This is a genomic window from Sphingomonas sp. NFR04, from assembly GCF_900114095.1.
Taxonomy (GTDB): Bacteria; Pseudomonadota; Alphaproteobacteria; order Sphingomonadales; family Sphingomonadaceae; genus Sphingomonas.
In genome coordinates, this window is sequence record NZ_FORV01000004.1 from 393,770 (window position 1) to 416,055 (window position 22,286).

The 22,286-nt window shown below is 68.3% G+C and carries 8 protein-coding genes; 5 read left to right on the forward strand and 3 right to left on the reverse strand.

Translation table 11 applies throughout. The features are described from left to right. Positions 1-179 precede the first annotated feature (179 nt). The 3 genes from BM009_RS14345 to BM009_RS14355 form a co-directional block, all read right to left on the reverse strand. The gene (locus BM009_RS14345; RefSeq protein ID WP_093297374.1) at positions 180-731 is read right to left on the reverse strand and encodes a DUF4142 domain-containing protein; all 552 of its coding nucleotides are present in this window, start codon (positions 729-731) and stop codon (positions 180-182) included. 97 nt (positions 732-828) lie between these two features. After that, a complete protein-coding gene (locus BM009_RS14350) occupies positions 829-2,277 on the reverse strand; it encodes a S41 family peptidase (RefSeq protein ID WP_093297376.1) in 1,449 nt (482 codons plus the stop codon). Between the two features lie 69 nt (positions 2,278-2,346). Further along, positions 2,347-3,843: a DHA2 family efflux MFS transporter permease subunit gene (locus tag BM009_RS14355; protein ID WP_093297193.1), complete on the reverse strand. Its 1,497-nt coding sequence runs from the start codon at positions 3,841-3,843 to the stop codon at positions 2,347-2,349. A 372-nt stretch (positions 3,844-4,215) separates the two neighbouring features. Between BM009_RS14355 and BM009_RS14360 the strand changes: the two genes are divergently transcribed. The 5 genes from BM009_RS14360 to BM009_RS22265 all read left to right on the forward strand — a co-directional run bounded on the left by BM009_RS14360 (position 4,216) and on the right by BM009_RS22265 (position 22,243). Then, a complete protein-coding gene (locus BM009_RS14360; RefSeq protein ID WP_093297195.1) occupies positions 4,216-5,871 on the forward strand; it encodes a ShlB/FhaC/HecB family hemolysin secretion/activation protein in 1,656 nt (551 codons plus the stop codon). Next, positions 5,868-19,715 (forward strand): two-partner secretion domain-containing protein, encoded by a 13,848-nt coding sequence (locus BM009_RS14365; RefSeq protein ID WP_093297196.1) that lies wholly within the window; start codon positions 5,868-5,870, stop codon positions 19,713-19,715. The genes BM009_RS14360 and BM009_RS14365 overlap by 4 nt, the downstream gene beginning before the upstream one ends. Positions 19,716-20,542: 827 nt before the next feature. Then, positions 20,543-21,064: a hypothetical protein gene (locus BM009_RS14370; protein WP_093297198.1), complete on the forward strand. Its 522-nt coding sequence runs from the start codon at positions 20,543-20,545 to the stop codon at positions 21,062-21,064. Positions 21,065-21,377: 313 nt separating this feature from the next. Next, the gene (locus BM009_RS14375; RefSeq protein ID WP_093297199.1) at positions 21,378-22,019 is read left to right on the forward strand and encodes an acyl-homoserine-lactone synthase; all 642 of its coding nucleotides are present in this window, start codon (positions 21,378-21,380) and stop codon (positions 22,017-22,019) included. Positions 22,020-22,021: 2 nt separating this feature from the next. Then, positions 22,022-22,243, forward strand: coding sequence for a hypothetical protein (locus tag BM009_RS22265; RefSeq protein ID WP_139216625.1), 222 nt, complete (start codon positions 22,022-22,024; stop codon positions 22,241-22,243). Positions 22,244-22,286 lie beyond the last annotated feature (43 nt).

Genomic DNA, 22,286 nt, shown 5'->3' on the forward strand with positions numbered 1-22,286 from the left:
GACCCGCCGCGCGCGCAGGCGAATCAGAGCCTGTTTGGAAATGCGCCATGGCGCATTTCGCGGCACCGGCCCGCTCCCCCACCCGGCCACCCATAGAATAATGCCGTTGGGTGGCCGGGTGGGGGAGCGGGCCGGTGCCGCCTTGAAATTCGCTCTTTCGCGAATTTCTAAACGGTCCCTCAGCTCTTCGGCAGCTGGGCGAGAAGATCGATATGCCGCTGCACGATCGGCACCGCCGTCGCGGCGACCTTGCGCAGCGCGGCGTTGTCGCCATTCTCGGCATAGCCCGAATGGAGCGCGAGCGCTTCCTGGTGCGCCATGCGCTGCTGGCGGAGATAGGCGGCGTCGAACTGCGCCCCGGAAAGGCCGCGAAGCTCGTCGATCATCTTCTGCTGGCGCGGCGCGAGCGCGGGCGGCGGCGGGGTCATCCCGGCGGCACGGGCGGCACTGGTCAACGCCTGCGTCGTCTGGGTGTGGTGCTCGATCATCATCTGGCCGAACTGGCGCACCGCGCCGGTGGCGGCCTTTTGCTGCGCGAGCCGCGAGGACTCGATTTCGTACAGGTCGCCGGCGCCCGCCATGCGCGCATAGCCCATCGCGTCGCGCGGCATCGTCATCTGCGCCGGGACCATCGGCTCGGTCTGCGGCACCATGGCGCGGGGCGTTTCCGCCGCGGTGGCACCGGTCATCGCCAGCGACGCGAACGCGCCGCACAAGAATATCGTCTTCATCATTTCCCTCCTGGACGTTCCGGATCAACCGGCCAGACACAGGATGGTTGCAATTTAACGTGTGTTTACTTGGTGTTACTTTGCCGTGACACTAATGTCAGAACAGTCCCGGCACTTCGCGCTGCGCCGTGTTCGGCCGATCGGGCGACAGCAACGCGTTCGGCGCGGCGGCGACGCGGGCCAAGGCGAAGCCACCGATCGCGCTGCAACTGCGCCCGGCGACGAAATCGAGCGCAGCCTTCACCGAAGCCTCGCGCACGTCGCCCAGCGGCTGCGACAGATCGTCGCTGGCGGCACAGCTCGCCTCGACATTGCTGGCGAGGCCATTGAAATAGCTGCCCTGGCGATTGGCGTTCTGCGTGGCGAAGGCGATCACGCGCAGCCGATCGTCGCACTCGGTCTTGTCGATCGCGACCTGGCCCACCGGCTTGCCATAGGTATTGGTGCCGATCAGCCCGAGATTGGCGTGGAAATAGGGGATCATGCCGTTGATCACCAATTCGCTGGCCGAGGCGGTGCTGCGCGTGCCGATGAAGGCGATGCGGGTGGGGGCGATCGACTGGGGCTGCGGACCGAAATAGCGGGTGCTGTCGTTCGCCGACTTTTCCGGGCGGAAGCTGGTGTAGCTGAACACGTCGGTCGTCGCCCGCCCGCCGCCGAGCAGGTCGCCGAACAATTGCGCGATCGAGACGAGCCCGCCGCCATTGTAGCGCAGGTCGACGATCACCTTGTCGATGCCCTGCGCCTTGAAATTGGCAAAGGCGCTGCGCAGCGCCGGGTCGGCGGTGTCGATGAAGGTCCGCAGATTGACATAGCCGACGCGCCCGCCGCCGTTCGGATCGGTGAGGATCTGCGCGCCGTAGCGACTCGACACCGGGCTGAGGGTGAAGTCCGACTTGGCGAGCGTGACGGTGCGGACATTGCCGCTCGGATCGCGCACGCGGAGCACGCGGGTGGTGCCGTTGGTGTCGGGGCCCAGCGCGGACTGGACCCCCGCCGAGCCCTGCGTGCTGAAGATCGTGGCCACGTCGCGCAGGTCGCTGCTGCTGGTGCCGATGGCGAGGATCTGGGTGCCGCGGTCGATGCCGGCCTGCAGCGCGTTGCCGCCTTCGAAGCTCTCGGCAACCGTCAGCGTGCTGCTGCCGTCGCTGGTCAGGCGGAAGCCGAAACCTGCGCTGGAGCCGCTGGTGTAATAGGCGGTCTCCTCGGCGATCGAGGTAAGATAGGTGAAATAGCGGTCGCGCCCCTGCGCGCGCGCCGTGGCGGTGAGCGCGTCCAGATAGCCGTCGGCAGTGCCGTAGCCGGACGGGTTGAGATCCGCCGGCAGCGTCTCGGGGAAGAGATACCATTCGCGCATCGTCGCGAGGATCCAGTCCTGCCGGGCGCGCAGCGTGCAGGCGCTGGCCGTGGGTGTCGGGCTGGACGTGCCGGCACCGGGCTGGACGACGGTACCGGATCCGCCACTACCGCTGCCGCTGCCGCCACCGCACCCGGCCAGCAATGCGGCCAGCACGATCCCCGAAATCCCCGAACGCACGCACCGCATCGCCATCATCCCCCATTTTGGCACGAGCCTAGCCGCGCGGCGGGCGTCGCGCCATAGGGGCGGGGGTCGTCAGCCCCGCCCGGCGGCGCGCGGGTTCGTCTCCGTGCGCCCGCGGTGACCGCTCATCGCTGCCCCGGCATCGGGCGCGAAGCGGCGGTTCCAGAACAGCGCCGAGGCCGAGATCCCCGCCACGATCACGAAGGCCAGCGAGAAGTCGGTCAGGTGAAGCGCCTCGCGGTGCGCCAGTCGCGGTCCCAGCTCCAGTGCGGTCGCGGCGGTGCAAATGCCGAGCGACAGCGTCAGCTGCTGGAAGGTCGCGTACAGGCTGGTGGCGGCACTCATCTCCTGCTTCTCGACATCGGCATAGGCGATCGCGTTGTAGCCGGTGAACTGGAACGAGGTGAAAAAGCCCGAAAGCGCCAGCACCGCCACCATCGCGGCGACCGGCCAGTCCGGTCGGAACAGTGCGCAGCTGGCATAGCCGCGGCTGCTCACCAGCCCCGATACGATCAGGCTGTCGCGAAAGCCCCAGCGGCGGAGGACGCGCGGCGCGAGCGCCTTCATCGCCAGCGCGCCGATCGCGCCGACCATGGTGATCGTGCCGGTGGTCGCCGCGGAAAAGCCGAAGCCCAGCTGGAACATCAGCGGCAGCAGGAAGGGCTGCGCGCCCTGGGTGATACGCGTGAGCGAACCGGCGATCACCGATAGCCGGAAGGTATCGATCCGCATCAGCCGCGGGTCGAGGATCGGGTCGATCGCGCGCCGGGCATGCCGCACATAGCCGAGGCCGAAGACGAGGCCGATCGCGAGCAGCGCCACGGCCACGCGGCCGGTGCCGGGGCGGCTCGACAGCTCGAAGCCGAAGAGCAGGCAGCCGAGCGCCACGCCGGAGAGGAAGAAGCCGCCGGTGTCGAACCGCGGGCGCGCGTCGCCGCGAATCTCCGGCACCAGCAGCAGCGCGCCGAAGATGCCCGCGATGCCGATCGGCAGGTTGAGGTAGAAGATCCAGCGCCAGTCGAGCCAGGTGACGATGAAGCCGCCCAGCGGCGGCCCGAGGATCGGCCCGATCAGCGCGGGCATTACCAGCCATGACAGCGCCTGCACCATGTCTTCCTTGGCGACGCTGCGCAGCAGCACCAGCCGGCCGACGGGCACCATCATCGCACCGCCGATCCCCTGCAGGAAGCGCGCGGCGACGAGCATCGGCAGCGTACCCGCCTGTGCGCAGGCGACCGATCCGGCGAGGAAGATGCCGATGGCCGCGCAGAAGATGGTGCGCGAGCCGAACCGGTCCGCCAGCGTGCCGCTCGCCGGGATGAACAGCGCGAGCGCCAGCAGGTAGCTGGTCAGCGCGAGGCTGAGGCTGGTCGCGGAGCTGCCGAGGTCCCGCGCCATCGTCGGCAGCGCGACGGTTAGGACGGTGCCGTCGAGTTGCTGCATGAACAACGCTGCGGCAACAACGAGCGCGATCGCGCGATAGCCGCTGCCGTTCCCCGGCGCCGGCTTGGCGGGGGTCGTGACCGCTTCGACGGCGGGCGCCAGGCCGTCGCCGACATCGGCGCTCATCGAGGCCAGGTTACGTCGTCTCCACCGCATGCCGGTCCTTTGCTCTTTTCCGTCCATTCTCGAAAGCTGAACTGCGCGTCCAGGAAAGGCCTTGGGCGATAGGCCGATGAAATCGTTTTCGCACCCCCTGCGCCGACGTTTGCGTATCGCCTGGCCGCGCGACTTCGGCACGGGCCAACGGCCACCAAGTTGTTGCGCTTATCTACGCATCAGATAATGTAGTTACGCGTGGGTTAAGCATGAACTTATTAGAATAAGGCACTAATTTCGTATAGATCTCCCGTTGTGGGGAAGTTTTCGGCACCGAGGGGGCGGTGGCCGACGGCATGTCTTGCCGTCGCATCGCTGGGAATATTGCTGCCGCAGGCAGTGATGGCGCAATCTGCCGGTCAGGTAGATCGCGAAGCGCAGCGTATTCTTGAGCAGCAGCAACAACAGGCGCGCGATCGCGCCGAACAATTCGAGCAATCCCGTTCGCGCCCGCCGACCGGCGACACCGTCTCGCCGACGCCCGCGCCCGCGCCGGACAGCGGCGCCTGCGTGGCGGTGCGCGAGGTGCGCCTCGTCGGCGCGAGCCGCTACCGCGCCGGCACCTTCGCCGGGGTGCTCGCGCCGCTGCGCGGGGACTGCGTAACGATCAACGCGATCGATGGCGTGCTGCGCGCGATCACCGATCGCTATGTGCACGACGGCTTCGTGACGAGCCGCGCGGTGGTCGGGCCGCAGGACCTGAAATCGGGCATCCTCACCATCACGGTCATCCAGGGGTGGCTCGGCGGGCTGAAGGGCACGGGCAGCGGCAAACGCTATGGCCGCGGCGAGATCGCTGCGGCCTTTCCGGCCGGGGCAGGCGATCGGCTCAACCTCCGCGCGCTGGAGCAGGGTGTCGACCAGCTCGGCCGCATGGCCAAGGGCGATCCCAAGATCGACATCGCGCCCGGCGACACGCCCGGGACCAGCGTCGTCCTGGTCACCCGCCAGCCGCTGTCACGCTGGATCCGCCCCTCGGTTTCGATCAACAACGAAGGCGCAGCGAGCACCGGACGCTGGCAGGCGACCAAGAGCCTCGACATCGATTCGCTGCTCGGCATCGCCGACAGCTGGTCGCTCTACCACCAGGGCGCCGCTAGCGATGATGGCGAGCGGCGCAACCTCGCTTATGGCGGCTTCGTCTCGCTGCCGCGCGGCTGGTGGACGCTGTCGCTGTCGAGCGGCTTTTCCAGCTATCGCTCGGTGCTGTCCGGCAACGGGCTGCGCTTCGCGACGCGGGGCCGCACCTATACCGGCTCGGCGACGCTCGAGCGCATGGTGTTCCGCGACGCCAAGACCAAGCTCTCGCTCACCGGCGGGCTGGCGCTGCTCGACACGCGCAACTTCGTCCAGGGCATCGCGCTGCAGTCCAGCAGCTACCGCATCGTCACCGGCACGCTGGGCGTTCGCTGGCAGCGCCGGCTTGCGAAGACCCAGCTCAGCCTGTCCGGCGGGTACGACCAGGGGCTGGGGCTGCTCGATGCGCACACCGTCGATACCGGCCCGGGCGGCGCCACCGGCCGCTACCACCGCGTCGCGCTGGACGCGGCGGCGCAGACGCCGTTCGCGATCGGCCCGTCGCGGCTGACCAACACCCTCGTGCTGCGCGGGCAATGGGGGTTCGACAACCTGTTCCCCGCCAACCGGTTCAGCCTGGGCGGCAGCTCCACCGTGCGCGGCTTCCGCGACGACGGCATTTCCGGGCGGACCGGCGCCTCGCTGCGCGAGCAGCTGGGCTTCGGCATCGTCAATGTCCTCAAGGCGCAGCCGCAACTCGCCACCAGCCTGTCGGGCTATTTCGCCTATGACGTGGGCGGCATCCGCCCGAGCGAAGGCGACCCGTTCGAGCGCGGCCTGCTCCAGTCGCTGAGCGCGGGGCTGATGGCGCGCAGCCGCCACGTCCAGGCCGAAATCACCGTCGCCGTGCCCGTCACCGCGCCCGCCTGGGTGCAGCATCCCACGGCATTGTTCAGCTCCAGCATCAGGATCCTGCTGTGAAGACGATCACCGTCCGTACCGCTCCCGCCCGTGCACGCCGCGGTGCACTGCGCACGCTGATCCTCGCGGCGCTCGCGACCTCCGCGCTGTCGCCGGCGCGCGCGCAGACTAGCGCGCCCGTCGCGACGCCGCCGCTGCAGCCGGCCGATAGCCGCACCGGGCTGGACGTGACGCCGGGCGGCACGCCGATCGTCAACATCGCCACGCCGGATGCGAGCGGCACCTCGTACAACGTCTTCACGCGGATGTCGGTCGGCAAGGAAGGCCTGATCTTCGCCAACAGCCCGACAACCGGCAACAGCGCGATCGGCGGCTTCCTGATCGCCAACCCGAACCTCAAGGACGGCCGGTCGGCATCGCTGATCCTCAACGAAGTCACCGGCGGCGTGCGCACCACGCTGGCGGGGCCGATGGAGATCTTCGGCCAGCGCGCGGCGCTGGTGATCGCCAACCCGGCCGGCATCACCTGTGACGGTTGCGGCTTCATCAACACCAGCCGGGTGAGCCTGGCGGCGGCGGCCTTGCGTTTCGGCGCGGACGGCGCGTTCAGCGGCTTCCGCATCGCCGACGGCGGCGACGTGACCGTGGAGGGCAAGGGCCTGCTCGGCGGCAATGTCGACTATTTCGACATCATCGCCGCGGCGACGCACATCAACGCCAGCCTCTATGCCAAGGACCTGCTGGTCGCCGGCGGCAGCGGCACGGTCGACTATGCGAGCCGCAGCGCCAATGCCGAAGGGGCGGGGGCGCGGACCGGGGTGGCGATCGACTCTTCGGTGCTCGGCGGCATGTACGCCAACCGCATCCGGCTGATCGGCACCGGCGCGGGGCTCGGCATCAACCTGCAGGGGACGGTCGCGGCGCTCGACGGCACGCTGACCATCACCAGCGACGGTGCGATCGCCCTCGCCGGGGCGACCGCCTCGAGCGACGCGACGATCGCCGCGCGGGGGGGCAGCGTGACGCTGGCGGGCCAGACCTATGCAGGCGGCGCGCTGTCCGTCAGCGGGCAGGCGATCCGCCAGCATGGCGATTTCGCAGGTGCGCTCGGCGCGGTGACGTTCAGCGCGGGCGGCGACGTCACCCTCGATCCGGGCAGCGGCGTCTATGCGGGGCTCGACGCCAACGGTGCGATCAGCGGGACCGGCGCGCTTTGGATCGATGCGGCGGGCACGCTCGACCTCGGCACGGCGACATTGGCCTCGGGTGGTGCGCTGCGGCTCGACGGCGACAGCGTGCGGCAGACGACGGGCGGGCGGTTCGCCGGGGCGACCGTCACCCTGGGGACGCGGGGCAGCCAGGCGCTGGCAGGCACGGTGAGCGCAGCGGGCGACGTCGCGCTGACGGGCAACGCCATCGACCTCGCCGGATCGCTGGTTGCGGGCGGCGCGGCGCGGCTGAGCGCGGTGGGAGACCTTTCGATCGGCGGCCAGGTCGGCGCGAACGGCGCGTTGGCTTTGGCGGCCGACACGCTGCGCATCGGCGGCAGCGTCGGCAGCAACGCCGATCTGACGCTGAGCGCCGCCAGCGCACTCACCGCGACGGGCACCCTGCAGGCCCAAGGCGCGCTGCAACTCACGGCACCTTCGCTCCGTCTCTCGGGGACCACGGCCGCGGGCATGGGGCTGCGGATCATCGGCACCGAGCTTGCGCTTTCCGGATCGGCGACCAGCCTCCAAGCCATTGAGGCGAAGCTCACGACCCTGACCCTTGCCGCCGGCGCGGTGCTGCAGAGCGGGGCGGAGTCGCGGATCGATCTGGGACGGCTCGACAATGCCGGGCTGATCGCCAGCGACAAGGACCTGACTCTCGTCGCAAGCGGCGCTGTGACCAATCCGGGGCAGATCGCTGCCGGTGGGGCGCTGCGCCTGTCGAGCGGCGCCGGACTGGTGTCCACGGGGCTTCTGCAGAGCGGCGACGCGCTCGACGTTCGTGTCGGTGGTTCCGCGAGTCTTGCCGGCACTTTCTATGCAGGCGGCCGCGCCACGCTGTCGGCCGCGTCGCTGCAATCGGCAGCGGCGCTGTCGGTGCAGGGCGATCTCGCCGTCGCGGCTACCGGCGATGTGGCGCTCGCGACCGGTTCGACGACCTATGCCAAGGGCGGCATGGCGCTGTCCGGCGGGGGTATCTCGCTGCAGGGCGCGCTGCAGAGCGACGCGACGCTCGACGTGCGCGCGAGCCAGGCGCTGGCGCTGGGCGGCCGCGCGACGGCGAGCGGCGCCACTACGATCGACGGGGCGACCGGTGCGGTGCTGAGCGGCACGCTGGCGAGCGGCGGCGCGCTCACGCTGACCGCGGCGACCGTCACCATCCCCGGGCAGATCCTCGCCAACGACACGGTTTCGATCACCGCCGGTACCGACAATCTCAGCCTGGCCGGCACGATCCAGGCCGCGAAGGATGTTGCGCTCACCGCGGCAATGCGGCTGCGCATCGGGGCGGAAGCGCCGGCCGGTGGTGGCTCGGGCGGCTCGGGCGGCACACCGCCGAGCAGCCTGCCCGGCAGTGGTGGTTCGGATGCCGGGAGCGGCGCTGCGGATGGCAGTAGCGGCAGCGGATCCACACCGCCGCCCGCGTCCGGCACGCCGACGGCGGATCTGGCGCTCGACCTGCCGTCGCTCGGTACCACGATGGCAGCGGCGGGGTCGCTGGCCTCGAGCGGCGCCGTCACGCTGACAGCGGACGAGATCGACATCGCCGGCACCATTGCCGCCAAGGGTGACCTTACCGCGCTCGCCGCGCATGTGCTGACCGTGCGCGGCACCGCGTGGAGCGACGGCGCGCTCACCGCACAGGCGGAAACGCTGCAGGTCGGTTCGCTCGCCAGCCTGGCCGGGGCGGGCCCGGTCGCGATCACGGTGCAGAACGACGTCGCCAATCTGGGCACGATCGCCTCGAACGGCGGCGCGATGTCGCTGGGCGTGGGCGGCGCGCTCAGCAATGCGGGCACGCTTTCCGCCAAGACCGGTCTGCACGTACAGGCCGCCGGGGATATGCTTTCCTCGGGCACCCTGTCCGGCGGATCGCTGGCGATCGACGCGCGCGACGTGACGTTCACCGGGGCGACGGTCGGTACCAGTGGCGTGGCGATCACCGGGCGGACGCTGTCGCTCGCGAGCGGCAGCGACACACAGAGCGGCGGCGCGCTGGCATTGACCAGCAGCGCCGCGACCACGCTTGCCGGCAAGCTGCTCGCCACCGGCACCTTGTCGGTCGACGCCACGGGTCCGCTCGCGATCGGCGCGGCGGCCGACGTCCAGGCGGGCGGGGCAGCAAGCTTCCGGTCGCTCGACGCGTTGACGGGCGCGGACGGGAGCAAGATCGCCGGGGGCGGCACGCTCCGCTTCAGCGGCACGACGCTCGCGCTGGCCGGAACGATCGCGGGCAACGACACCCTCGCCCTCGCCGCCGACGCGGCGATGACGCTGTCGGGGACGACCACCGCGCTAGGCGACATCACCGCGTCGGCAGGCTCGGCCGATATTGCCGGAAGCCTGGCCAGTGCCGGGAAGCTCAGCCTGACCGCAGGCGCGACCACGCTCGGTGCGGAATCGACGGTCCAGGCATCGGGCGCGCTCACCCTGTCCACGGCGTCGCTCGCGGCGAACGGAACGCTGCTGGCCGGTGGCAACCTCGCGCTTACCGGCGCCGGCGACATGCGTGTCGCCGGTACGATCGCGGTCGGCGCGGTCGACGCGCAAGGGCAGGTGACCAGCGTCGGCGACCTGTCGATCACTGCGGGCGGGGCGTTGCAGCTTGCGGCCGCATCCAGCGCCACGGGCGCCGTTGGTCTCGCCGGGCAGGACGTGACGCTGGGCGGCACGCTGGTGGCGCTGCGCACCCTGACCGTTGACGCGGTCACGCTGACGACCACCGGTGATGCCAAGGCCAACGGCGCGGTGACGCTGGCCGCGCGCGGCGATGTGACGCTGGGTGGCACGGTCACCGGCCTGGGCGGTATCGACGTCTCGAGCGGCGGCGCGCTCGTGCAGAATGCGGCGCTCGCCTCGAATGCCGGGCTGCGGCTGTCGGCGGCGGGCATGCTCCGCCACGGCGGCACCAGCAGCGCGCTGGACCTGGTGTCGCTGCAAGGCGCTGGCCTGTCGCTGGGCGGCACGATCCGCGGCAACGATCGGTTGACGCTGACCAGCACGACAGGCGATGTCGCGCTGGTCCAGGGCGGCCAGGCCTCGGCGCTGCAGGTCGAGCTGCATTCGGCGGGCGCGGTCACGGTGGCCGGGATGCTCGCCGCCGCCCAGTCGCTCGCCGCCGACAGCGCCGGCGCTTTCACGGTGCAGGCGCAAGGCGTGCTGCAGGCGGGAACTACGGCGGTGGACGGGCAGGTCACCGCGACAGGCGCGATGACGCTCACCGCCGGCGGCGCGTTTACCCATGCCGGCGCGATCGGCGCGACCGGCGGCCTCTCGCTCACCGCGCAGCAACTCTCGAGCAGCGGCAGCCTTTCCGCGGGAGCGGACCTGATGCTGGTCGCGGGCGAGGCCTCGATCGGCGGCAGCCTGGTCGGCCTCGGCGCCGTGTCGGTGCGGACGACGGCGGGCGGGCTGGATCTTGCCGGCACCGTCGAAGGCCGCAATGTCGACATCGCAGCGAGCGGCGACCTGGCGTTCGGCAGCGCGTCGCGCGTCACTGCCTATGGCACCGGCAGCGAGGGCCTGCTGACGCTGGCGAGCACTGGCGCGATCCGCGCGCTGGGCGTGCTCGCCTCCAACAACGACGTGTCCGTCACGGCGGCCGGGGACCTTCATCTCGGCGCCGATCGTACCGGCGGCGATGCGGCGCGGGCGCTGTCGACGCTCGGCGCGGTGACGCTCAAGGCCGGTGGCGCGCTGGTCAATGACGGCAGCGTCGCGGCGGGGCGCAGCCTGTCGCTGACCGCGCAACGCCTGACCAGTGCCAACCTGGCGGCGGGTGAGGGGATCGTCGCTGATATCGCCGGCTCGGCCACGCTGGGCGGCCTCAGCAGCGCGCGTGACATCGCGCTGACCGCGGGCGGCGATGTCGCGCTGCTGCGCGGCGCCAGGCTTGAGACGCTGGGCGATCTTCGCCTGACGGCGGGCGGCGCGCTCAGCAACGGCGGCGCGATCACCGCAGGGTCGACGATAGCCGGTGCGCCGGCGGGCAATATCACGCTGACGAGCGCGGCTGGGCTCACCTCCACCGGCGCGATCGTGGCCAACAACGGCGCGGTGACGCTGGCGGGCACGAGCGTTGCGCTGGGCGGCGCGCTCGATCAGGGCGGCGGGGTCTATGCGGCGGGTGTGCTGACGCTGAACACGGCCGCGGTGACGCTGCTGGACGGCGCGCAGGCCATCAGCAATGCCGATTTCCGCTACACGGGCACCAGCCTGACGCTGGGCGCCGGAAGCCTGCTCCAGTCGAACCGCAACCTCGGCGTCGCGCTGACCGGCGGCAGCTATCGCTCGGGCGGCAGCCTCGTCGCGCTGGGCGACCTGACCCTCGGCGTGGTCGGCGGCGGCATCGACACGCTCGCCGGCAGCGGGATCTTTGCCGGCGGCTCGGGTGCCAGCGCGGGCGGGGGCTCGCTGACGCTGAGCGCCGACACCATCTCCAACGCCGGCTCGATCGTCGCGACCGCCTCGGCGGGCGGTGTCGGCGGCGACGCGACGCTGACCGCTGCGACGCTGACCGCCGGCGGCCTAGTCCATGCCGATCGCACGCTGGGCGTGACGGCGAGCAACGTGACCGTTACCGGCACCGCCGAGGCCGGCGCTGCAATCAACTGGTCAATTCCGGCGCTGACCGTGGCGAGCGGCGGCAGCCTCAAGAGCGTCGGCAATGTGACGCTGTCCGGGATGCGCTTCTCCAACGCCGGCACCGTCGCGACCGGCGGGGCGCTGACGATCGGCACCAGCGGCGACCTGGCCTCGTCCGGCACCTTCTCGGCATCGGGAGCGATCGATCTCGCCAGCGGCGCGAACCTCACCCTGGCCGCCGGCTCGCAGACCTGGGCGGGCGAGGCGCTGTCCACCCCCGCCATCGCCAGCGGCAATGTCAGCCTGCGCGGCGTGACCGTGGCGAGCCTCGGCACGCTTTCCGCGACCGGCACGCTCTCCCTGACCGCGGACAGCGTGACGGTGGGCGGCTCCAATGTCGCCAATGGCAACCTTAGCGTGGCGGGTTTCCATGGCGGGGCACCTTCGCTGACGGTGAACGGCGGGGCGACGCTTGCGACCTATCTCGGCGACGCGATGCTCGGCAGCTTGTCCTCGCTGAACCTGCAGGGGGCGCTGACCGCGACCAATGGCGGCGTCTCCCTCAACGCCGGTGCGACGAGCATCGGCGCAGGCGGGCGGCTCGCCGCCGGGCGCGACGTGACGATCACCACCAGCGGCGGCGGTGAGCTGTCGATCGAGGGGCGGCTCGTCGCGAGCAACAACCTGAAGCTGGTTGACGGCACGCTGATGGTGGGCGCAGCCGGCCTGGTGCAGGCCGGGCACGACGTCGACTTCACCAGCAACAACGCCTTCATCGGCAGTGGCGCTGCCAGCATCAACGGCGTCGGCTATGCGGTGGACGGCATGCCGATCTCCGCGCGGATTGCGGGCAAGGTCAGCGCGGGCAACGATCTGCGGATGACGCTGTCCGGCGCGGTGATTGCCGATGGCTCGGCCCAGCTCGTCGCCACGAACAATCTGACGCTGACCGCCGGCAACTTCCTGCTCGGCGCGCGCTACGTCCGCGACGGCGCTGGCAATGCCGTGCAGCTGGGGGTGATCGCCGGGGGCGACCTGAACCTCACCGCCAATGGCGGCGGAGTCATGCTCGACGGTTCGGTGCAGGCAGGGCGCAGCCTCACCGTGGGCGCGGGCGGGGAGATCCGGTCGACCGGTGCCGCGCAGTTTGTCGCGGGGGCCAGCCTGTCGCTGACGGGCTCTTCGCTCAACCTTGCCGGGTACAATTCCGGCCAGAACCTCGTGACGCTGCGCGCGGGCGGTGACATCACGCTGTCCGGCGCGACCGCGTCCAACGGTCGGGTGACGATCGCGGCGAGTACGGCCATGGTGACGGGCAGCGGCTCGATCACGGTGCACGGCGGCGCGGGCAATGCCACGGGCGTGGGCCGCGACATTGGCGGCTCGGCGAACCTCGATATCCAGACCGGCGGCAACTTCACCAACCAGGGCAGCCTGTGGTCCGACGGGGTGGTGTTCCTCAAGTCCGCCGGGGGCAGCATCGTCAACGACGCGCGCGGGGCCAATGGCGGCATCACCGCCGCGACCATCGTGACGCAGACCGATGCCGGCGCCTTCGCCAATGCCGCGGGCGCGTTCAAGGCGGACAATGCCGGCCTGTTCCTCGGCGGCGACTTCAACAACAGCGGCAGCTTCGCGCCCTCGGGCAATTACTGGATCAGCGCGGCCAATATCCGCAATTCGGGCCTGCTGGCGACCTCGGGCAACCTGACGCTGCAGGCGGCGGGCGAACTGTACAATGTCGGCACCATCTATGCGGGCAACCGCCTGACCCTCACCGCGGGCGGTGCGCTGACCAACGACTATGTCGGCGACAACCAAGGCAATGGCAGCCACGGCCTTATTCTCGCGCAGAGCGATATCACGATTACCGCGCATGACGTGGCGAACCTTTCGGCGACGATTCAGTCGCTGGGGGGCGGGGTGCAGATCGCGCTGACTGGCGGTTCGTTGAGCAACGTAATCAAAAACCTCTCTCTGACTGGCGGTGGAGCAGGTGGAGATGTCGAGCTCTACGAGAACGGGATCTACATGGCGGAATGGACTGCCATGTACAGGAAGTACGGAAGCTCGACCTGGAGGGAGATGGTCGGGGCTGAAGACGTCAGTTCAGTGCAGGATGGCGGGGATACACTCGTTATAACGACAACATTCCCCGATGCTGGCGGCGGCGCGTCTGGACATACGTTTGTTAAGAAATACAAAGCATCTGAAAATGTTCTCAATTATCTCACTGGAACTTCTTCTATATCGGCTGCATCAAACATCAGCATCAATGGCGGTCGAGATGTAATCAACCAAAATTCAAGCATACTTGCAGGCGGGAATATCAGCATTTCCGCATCTGGCAACGCAAGCAACATCAGCGACCTTCTCATCAAGGTCGCCGGAAATGGAAGTGCCCAAAACTCTATATTGCCTGGCGCGCCGACGGTGATTCGGGCGGGCGGCACGGTCACGATCAAAGCGGGCAAGGTCGCGAACATCGCCAACAATCTCATCGGCACCGATAGCTACACCGCGTCCCAACTCGTCGAGCATGCCGCCCCTGGAGCGCCCGGAGCCGGGGCGCCCGGTACGGGCAGCGCGGGCAATGGCGCGTCTGCTTCGGCGAGCGGGGCGGGCGGTGTCTCGGGTGGCGTCGTATCGGCAGGCGGGGTGTCCGCGACGGGCCGCGGCGGCGCGAGCGGGCTTGCCGGGAAGGGACAGGGCGGTCTCGCCGTCTCCGTGGCCGCGCTAGCTGGCGGCGGCAGTGTCGACGCCGCGAGGCGGACGAAGGACGGCTTGTCTGTCCGCGATCTGTCGGGCGTCTCAGCCGGCGCCGCAGGAGAGCTGTCCGGCCTCGGCACCGGCAACATCCAGGGCGCACAGGTCGTCGGCCAGGTGCGCGACGGCGCGGGCGGCGCGGCGGCGATCGGGCTGGGCAACCAGACGATCGGCGGTGGTGCGCTCGGCGCCGGCGGTGTCGCAGGCCCGATGCGGCCCGGCGCCTCGGCGATCGTCCCCGGCCTGGTCGCCGGGCTCAACGGCAGCGGCGCGCCGACGCTCGCCAACCAGGCGTTCGGCAGCTTCCTCGGCGGGTTCCTCGCCAGCTTCAACCTCACCGGCAATGCGCCGTCGCTGTTCACCTACAACACCAATCCGGCGTCCGGCCCGCTGTTCAGCAGCAACCCGGCGCTCTCGTCCGAAGCGGCGCTCTACGATTCCAAATGGTTCTTCGACCGCGTCTCGCCCGACCGCGCGACCACCTACACCCGGCTCGGCGACGGCTTCTTCGAAGCGCTGCTCGTCTCGCGCGAGGTGCAGGCGCAGAGCGGCCAGGCGCAGCTCTCCCAGTTCGGCTCCGCGCTCGACCAGTATCAGGGCCTGCTCAAGAATGCCGAGAAGGCGCAGGCCGGGCTCGGCCTCCAGCTCGGCGTCGCGCTGACGGCCGAGCAGGTCGCCGCGCTCACCGAGCCGATGGTCTGGTACGTCCAGAGCAAGGTCGAGGGGCAGGACGTGCTTGTCCCCGTCGTCTATCTCGCCGCCAACGACGCCAAGGCGATATCGGCCGGCGCGCTGATCGCGGGCAACAACGTGTCGATCACCGCCAGCGGCGGGATCACCAACAGCGGCACGCTGCAGGCCAAAGACATCGTATCTCTCGCTGCCAAGGGCGGCGACATCGTCAACGCCAGCGGCGCGACGATCACCGGCGGTTCGGTGATCGCCGATGCCGAGCGCGACATCCTGCTCGCCGGCGGCAGCACGATCCGCGCCGATGGCGGCGTGACGCTCCAGGCCGGCCGGGACCTCGTCACCACCACCGTCTCCAGCACCAGCCACAGCGCCACCTCGAGCTACCAGGACAGCCGCCACTGGTCGAACAGCGCCACCACGACCGAGCAGATCACCGGCGCCTCGATCGCCGCGGGCGGCAACCTGCTGCTCCAGGCGGGCGGCGACATGACCCTCATCGCCGCGACGCTGAGCGCCGGGGGCGCCGCCGCACTCGGCGCCGGCGGCAACCTGTCGCTGGGCGGCACCGGCGCGACGACGACCACCACCCAGTCCGACCGCACCGGCAAATATAGCAACGCCAGCAGCACCACGACCTCGACCGAATTCGTCGGCACCAGCGTCACCGCGGCGGGGCCGGTGACGCTCGCCGCCGGCGCGGCGCTGACGATCACCGGCAGCAGCGTGAAGACCACCGACAAGGCGACGGGCGACATCACGCTATATGGCGGCCAAGGCGTCGCGATCGTCTCCGCGGAAGAGACCGCGACGCTCGAATCGCGCGCGCAGACCGGCAAGAAGAGCAACACCACCACCAGCGCGACCAGCACCACCAACCAGCTCTCGGCCATCGATGCGGCCGGCGACCTCACGCTTCTCAGCCCCGGTGCGGTGAACATCGCCGGCGCGACGGTGACCGCCGGCGGCGCGCTCGGCGTCGATGTCGGCAGCCTGACGCTGTCCGGCGTGGTGGACACGGTCGACGCCCGCGTCGACACCAGCTCGAAGAAGTCGGGCCTGTTCTCCTCCACGACCAAGCACACCAGCACGACGACGCACGACGAGACCGCGGTCGCCTCCACCTTGTCCGGCGACACCGGCACGGTGACGGCGAGCGGCGCGGTGACGATCACCGGCGCCAACCTGGTCGCAACGAACGGGCTGACGCTTGTCGCCGGCGGCCCGGTGACGATCGGCACGCTCGCCACCACCGATACCGAGCAGAGCAGTTCCTCGGTGAAGAAGAGCGGCTTCTCGCTGGGCGGCGGCGGGCTGTTCGTCGGCGTCGCCAAGACCAGCACCACCGGCAGCACGACCGACGTGACCCAGGCCGGATCGGTGGTGGGCACCCAGGCGGGCGACCTCGCGATCGTCTCGGGCGGGGCGCTGGGGATTACCGGCAGCACGGTGGCGGCGGGCGGCGACGTGCTGCTCAAGGGCGCCTCGGTCAGCATCGCCAATGCGCTCGACGTGCGCGACACCACCCAGACCACCAAGACATCGAGCGTCGGCGTCACCATCGGCGTGCAGAGCCAGTTGCTCCAGAGCGTCGGCAACCTCGCCGACATGGCGCAGCTCGCGAGCAGCACCGGCAACGATCGCGTCGCCGCGGTCGCGGGGCTCGCCGGCGGCATGGCAGCGGTCAACGCCTATCAGGCGGGCGAGGACCTCGCGAGCACGATCAACAAGGGCACGGGGGATCTCGGCGTCTCGGTCGGCGCCACCTTCGGTATCTCCAAGTCGAGCTCGACCAACACCACGCATGACGAGACCGTGGTCGGCAGCGCGGTGAACGGCCAGAACGTGACGATCGTCGCCAACGGCACCGGTGCTACCGGCACGATCGACGTGCGCGGCTCCACCGTCGACGCCAAGGGCAACCTCACTCTTGCGGCGAACGGCGCGATCACGCTGGCGGCAGCAACGGAGGAGGACCGCCAGAGCGGCAACGCCAAGAGCAGCGGCTTCACGCTGGGCGTCACCTCGGAGATCAAGCTCAACAAGAATGGCGACAACGTGTCCGGCCTCGACAAGCTGAGCCCGACGATTTCGGTCGGCCTCTCCTCGTCGAACAGCACCTACACCGGCACCCAGGTCACCAATATCGAGAGCGTGCTGACCGCCGGCGGCACCGCGACGCTGGTGACGCCGGGTGCGCTGGGGCTGGACGGGGCGATCGTTTCGGGCGGGAAGGTTGTGGTGGATGCCGGCAGCCTGGCGATCGCCAGCCGGCAGGACACCAGCACCTACCAGTCCAGCTCGCACAGTGCTTCAGTGGGGGCGAGCTTCGCGTTCGGCACGGGGCAGGTCTCGGTCTCAGGCAATCTCTCGAACGGCAAGCAGAATGGCGACTTCGCCAGCGTGGTCGAGCAGGCGGGCATCTATGCCGGCGACCAGGGCTTCACGATCCATGTCGGCGGCGACACATCGCTGATCGGCGCGGTGATCGCCAGCACCGCGGACCCGTCGAAGAACAGCCTGACCACCGGCACGCTCCACGCCAGCGACCTCGAGAACCGGGAGACCTGGGACGCCAGCCAGACCTCGATCGGCGGCGGCATCGGCGGGATCAAGGCCGGCAAGGACGGGCAAGCCTCGCAGCAGGGCGCCACGCCGCTGTCGGGGCTGCCGATCAAGGGTATCGGCACGGTGACCGCGACCCCGCCGATGGCGATGGGGGCGAGCGGCGACCAGTCCGGCACGACGTATTCGGCGATCGCGAACGGCACGATCACGATCACCTCGGGCGACGCCGCCAGCGCCGCGCTCGCCCAGACGATCAGCCGCGACACCAGCGGCGCCAATGCCGGCGCGATCGTCCAGCAGTTCGACGAGGCCAAGCGCCAGGAAATCGCCCAGGGCTTCCAGGCGGCGCAGACGCTGGCGGCGGAGACCACGGCGTTCCTGAGCCATCAGGCAGCCGAAGCCGAGAAATGGGCTGAAGAGCATCCGAACAGGGATCCCAAGTCCAATCCCTATGCGATCTGGGGTGCCGGTGGCGCCGGGCGGCTCGTGCTCACGGCGATCAACGGTGCGGCCGGATCGGATGTCGGCGGCTCGCTCACCGGCCTCGTGCAGGGAGCTGCGGTCAACGTGCTGCAGGGCCTTGCGACGAGCGAGGTCAAGGAAATCGCCGACAAGCTTCATAGCGAAGGTGCCCGCGCTGCGCTGCAGGGACTGGTCGGCTGTGCCGGCAGCGCCGCCGGGGGCTCGGGCGACTGCGCCAGCGGGGCGATGGGCGCTGCGGCAGCGGTTGTGCTGAACGATCTTCTCAAGACCGGGAAGACAACGGCAACCGACAAGGACGGCAAGCAACTGACGCTCGCGGAGCAGCAGGCGCGCGATACTCTGGTGGCGACGATCGTCGCAGCGGTCGCCTCCGGTGCGGGCTTGGATGCGCAGAGCGCGATGACGTCGGCACATCTTGAGACGCAGAACAATTCCACGACGACTCCGCTAGGGCTCTATAGTCCTGACGGGAAGCATGGTCTTCTAGTTGCGGATGTATACGAAAACGATCCAGCGTTTCAGGAAGCCGTGAAGAAGTTGGGCGGGCTGTCGGCGTTCGACAAGGTCAGTGCCTGTGCCAATGCCAAGGAACCGTGCACGCTGTCTGTCGATCAGCAGGCAGCGCTGGATGCCTATTCATTGGGTAACCAGAATCTTGTGGCTAAGCGGAGGGCAGAAGAAGCGGCCGCCGCTCTGGCGAAGTTGGCATCCCTTGGGTTTACTCCGGCGAAAGTCGAAGTTCTTGCTACTTCGCCCGGAGCTGAGTTTGCAGCCCGATATACGCCGCAATTGGGCGCGGCGATCAATGCCTTGACCAAGCTGAAGGGCCCCTATGGCAACGCGGCGATTGTAGGGGCAGGGCTCGGTTTGGGAGCTGCGTACCTCTACGTCGGGCTCAACACCCCGTCTTCGCCGAGCACGATGACGCCTGTCGATCCGTCGGCGAAGCCAAACACGGAAACCCTGCCGGTAGCTACGCCGCTGCCCCCGCTGCAGGGCCTGCCGCCGATGCCGCCGCCCGATCTGCAGCTAAGCACGCCCATACCAAACCCGGACGACATCCGAACGCCACCGCTGGTGACGCCGATTGCGCCCCCCTTGTCTTATTTGCCTGGGTTTGGGTCTACGACACCGGTCGATCCCTCCCCCGCGCTGGCAAACGTCGCGCATGACCCGAATGCTGCTGCAGGCAGTCAAACTACGAGCTCGAATGGTAATAATCAGCTAGATTGGTCGCGCATAAGCGGCCGCACTGGCGGCGATGCTGCTCACCATATCGTGTCGAATCATGGCAGCATAAGTTTGACAAAGCCGAACCAGGGAGTTTTTTACGGAGATCCGGTCGCCACTGTAGACGACGCTTGGAACACTGTAGTCAAAGCCGGTATTAAGCCGGTAACGATCGGCAACAGAGATGTTTATGTAGTTCCTAGGCCAAATTCCGGATATGCTGGCGGTATGGGCGGGCAGCTGCAAAATTACGATAATGTAACTCTAATTACGGAAGCTGGCAGCGCTCGTGTGGTTACGGCCTATCCGTCCGGAGCGACGCCTCCCCTTCCGAAGGATTACGAGTTTTTGTTTGGGAAAAATAAACCATGATCGAAATCGATAACTTTGGAGAATGTGCCGTATGCAGGCAAGGAATATTATTCGCCGCATTTAGTCCATCCGAGCGAAAGGTGGTAATCGCTTGCGATGATTGTGGTTCTCAATGGAACTCTCCAGATGAAGCTTCATCGTATAAGCTCGCGTTAGTGCATGAGCTTTCTGATATTCGAGTTGCAAGCGAAGATGAGGTTGCAGACGCAGGATGGTCATAGACTTGTTTCGAATGAAATTTGTAAAACTCAAATATCTGGCCACACCGCCACACCGCGACGTGGAACGCGATAGGTCTGCGCGAGGTGATCGTCTCGGGTGGAAAGGTGATGATAGCTTCTTTATTGTAATCCTAACTCCCCCGAAGAGGTGGGGAGTATGGTGAGCGATTCACACGAGCTCTATGCTACCTGTTCTTTGTTGATAAAGATGGTGGTTTTGATTTACCTCGTGAATTATGCTTTTCTAAATAACAACACCTGAATAGGTCATTTTTAAATTTGTATCTTATATTTGATTATTAACAATTTGACGATTGCCGAGTAAAAAATCTTTTATGAATAAGCGAGTGTTAGCCGCATTTTTGATTATATTAGTAATTATGAAAAGAATTTTCATAATAAAATGCGATATCGATTACGCAGGGAGATATTGGCGCGTTGTAACTATTCTTATGCACGAATTGGGATGCTGGGATAAATTTAGTTGTCCTGCGCCAGCTTGAATGGATCGATAAAGCGCTAGAAAATGGCGAAGTTCATCGCTTCGGCCCCGATCACAACGCGCATAGCACGACGCTGCATTGGGCAAAGGCCATCGGCAGCTGGATGCTTTCCGGGAGCGACAGCAGCTACGAATGGCTTCTGGCCCGCTGCTTCGAAGAAGCGCGGTGGCGCTTCCCCGAGCGCCCCTGGCCGGCCAACGAGATCGTCCGCGGAGGACTGGACGACGATCTCGCGTTCACGCTCGGAGCGGGACCGCATGCCAAGGTCGAGTTCGGGCCCGAGAACGACATCTACAGGGCCGGCATCAAGATGTACGAGCGATGGACCGGCAAGTCCGGGCCGGTGAAGCTTGGCGGCACACGCAAGCCGCGGGACTTCGGCTATGCCCTGTGCCGGCACTATACCGCCATCCAGTCCTTCGACGAAGACGCGCTGGTCGCGGCGGGGCGCAAGATGCTGCGCGCCCATCTCCAGGAGCGGTGGCTCGGCAGCGGCCAGTATATCCGTGCGGCCACCTGGCGCAAGATCGTCCATCATCAGCTTGGGCGTGAAGCCGATCCGCGCCAGTGCATCCTGCGCGCCTATGACGACATGCCCGACGTCGCCCGGCCAGCGTTCGTCTAGCTTCTGGCGGCCGAACAGGCCCTTGCGATCACGACCGGCGGCAACACCGCGCGCACCGGCGCGGTGATCGCCGGCACCGCGGCGCCGTCGAAGAACCGCGTGGCCACGGGCAGGCTTCACGCCCGCGACCGACACCCGACAGACCTGCAACGGGCCGCCGCACAAGCGCCGCCGCGCGCGCAGCTTCGAGGCCGTCGCTTGCGATAAACCCCTGAAAACAGATGCCTCTCGTCCAAACCTACCAGATCTGGGAGTAGGCGCAGAGCCGTGTAACCCCGATTGTGCGCCGCAGCGAACACGACGAGGGGCGGTCATGATCGACTTGGTAACGTGGCAATCGGCGCATCTGTTCGGCGACGCGCTCGCCGATCAATATCGCTTCCGGCATGACCAGTTCGTCGTCCGGTCCGGGTGGAACGTCCCGCACTTCGACGGCATGGAATATGACCAGTTCGATACGCCCGCCGCCAAATATCTGCTGTGGCGGGACCATGCCGCGCGGGTGCGCGGGATGGTGCGGCTGCTCCCCACCACGCGCCCCTACATGACCGAGACGCTGTGGCCGGAACTCGCGCCCGAGGAGGGGCTGCCGCGCGCCGCCACGGTCTGGGAGAATACCCGCTTCGCGGTCGACCGCGCGCTGCCGGCGCCGCTGCGCAGGACGGTGACGAGCGAACTCATCCTGGCGTCGCTGGAATTCGGCGTCGCGCACGGGATCGAGCGCTATCTGCTGATTTCGCCGCTCTGGGTGTTGCGCGGCGGGCTGGCTGCCGCCGGGTTGCCGCACCGTCTGTTGCAGCAGACCGACGCGCTCGGCCGGTGGCCGGTGGCGAGCGCCTATGTGCCCGTTTCCCCCCAGATGCTGATGATCGCGCGGCAGCGCGTCGGCGTGCACCACCGCGTGCTCGCCGATGCGCACGGCGCGGCCTGCCATCGCGCCGTGCAGGCGGCCTGACCATGCACGTCCCGCAACGCCGCAAGATCGCCAGCCGTCTGGCCGAGGCGCTGCGATACCTGCAGCGCGAAGCCAGGGCCGCCGCTCTGGACGAGGTGGCCGCGGCACTCGCGCACGCAGAACGATCCGCCGGCGGCGCGTGCCGCCCGGATGCCGGCGCATCCATCGATCATCCGGGCGCGGCGCCGGCACCGGTCTCCGATCGGGCGAAGCGGCCTTCGTGAAGCGATTTCAGAGAATTGGGGCATGAGAAGGGGGAGAGACGGG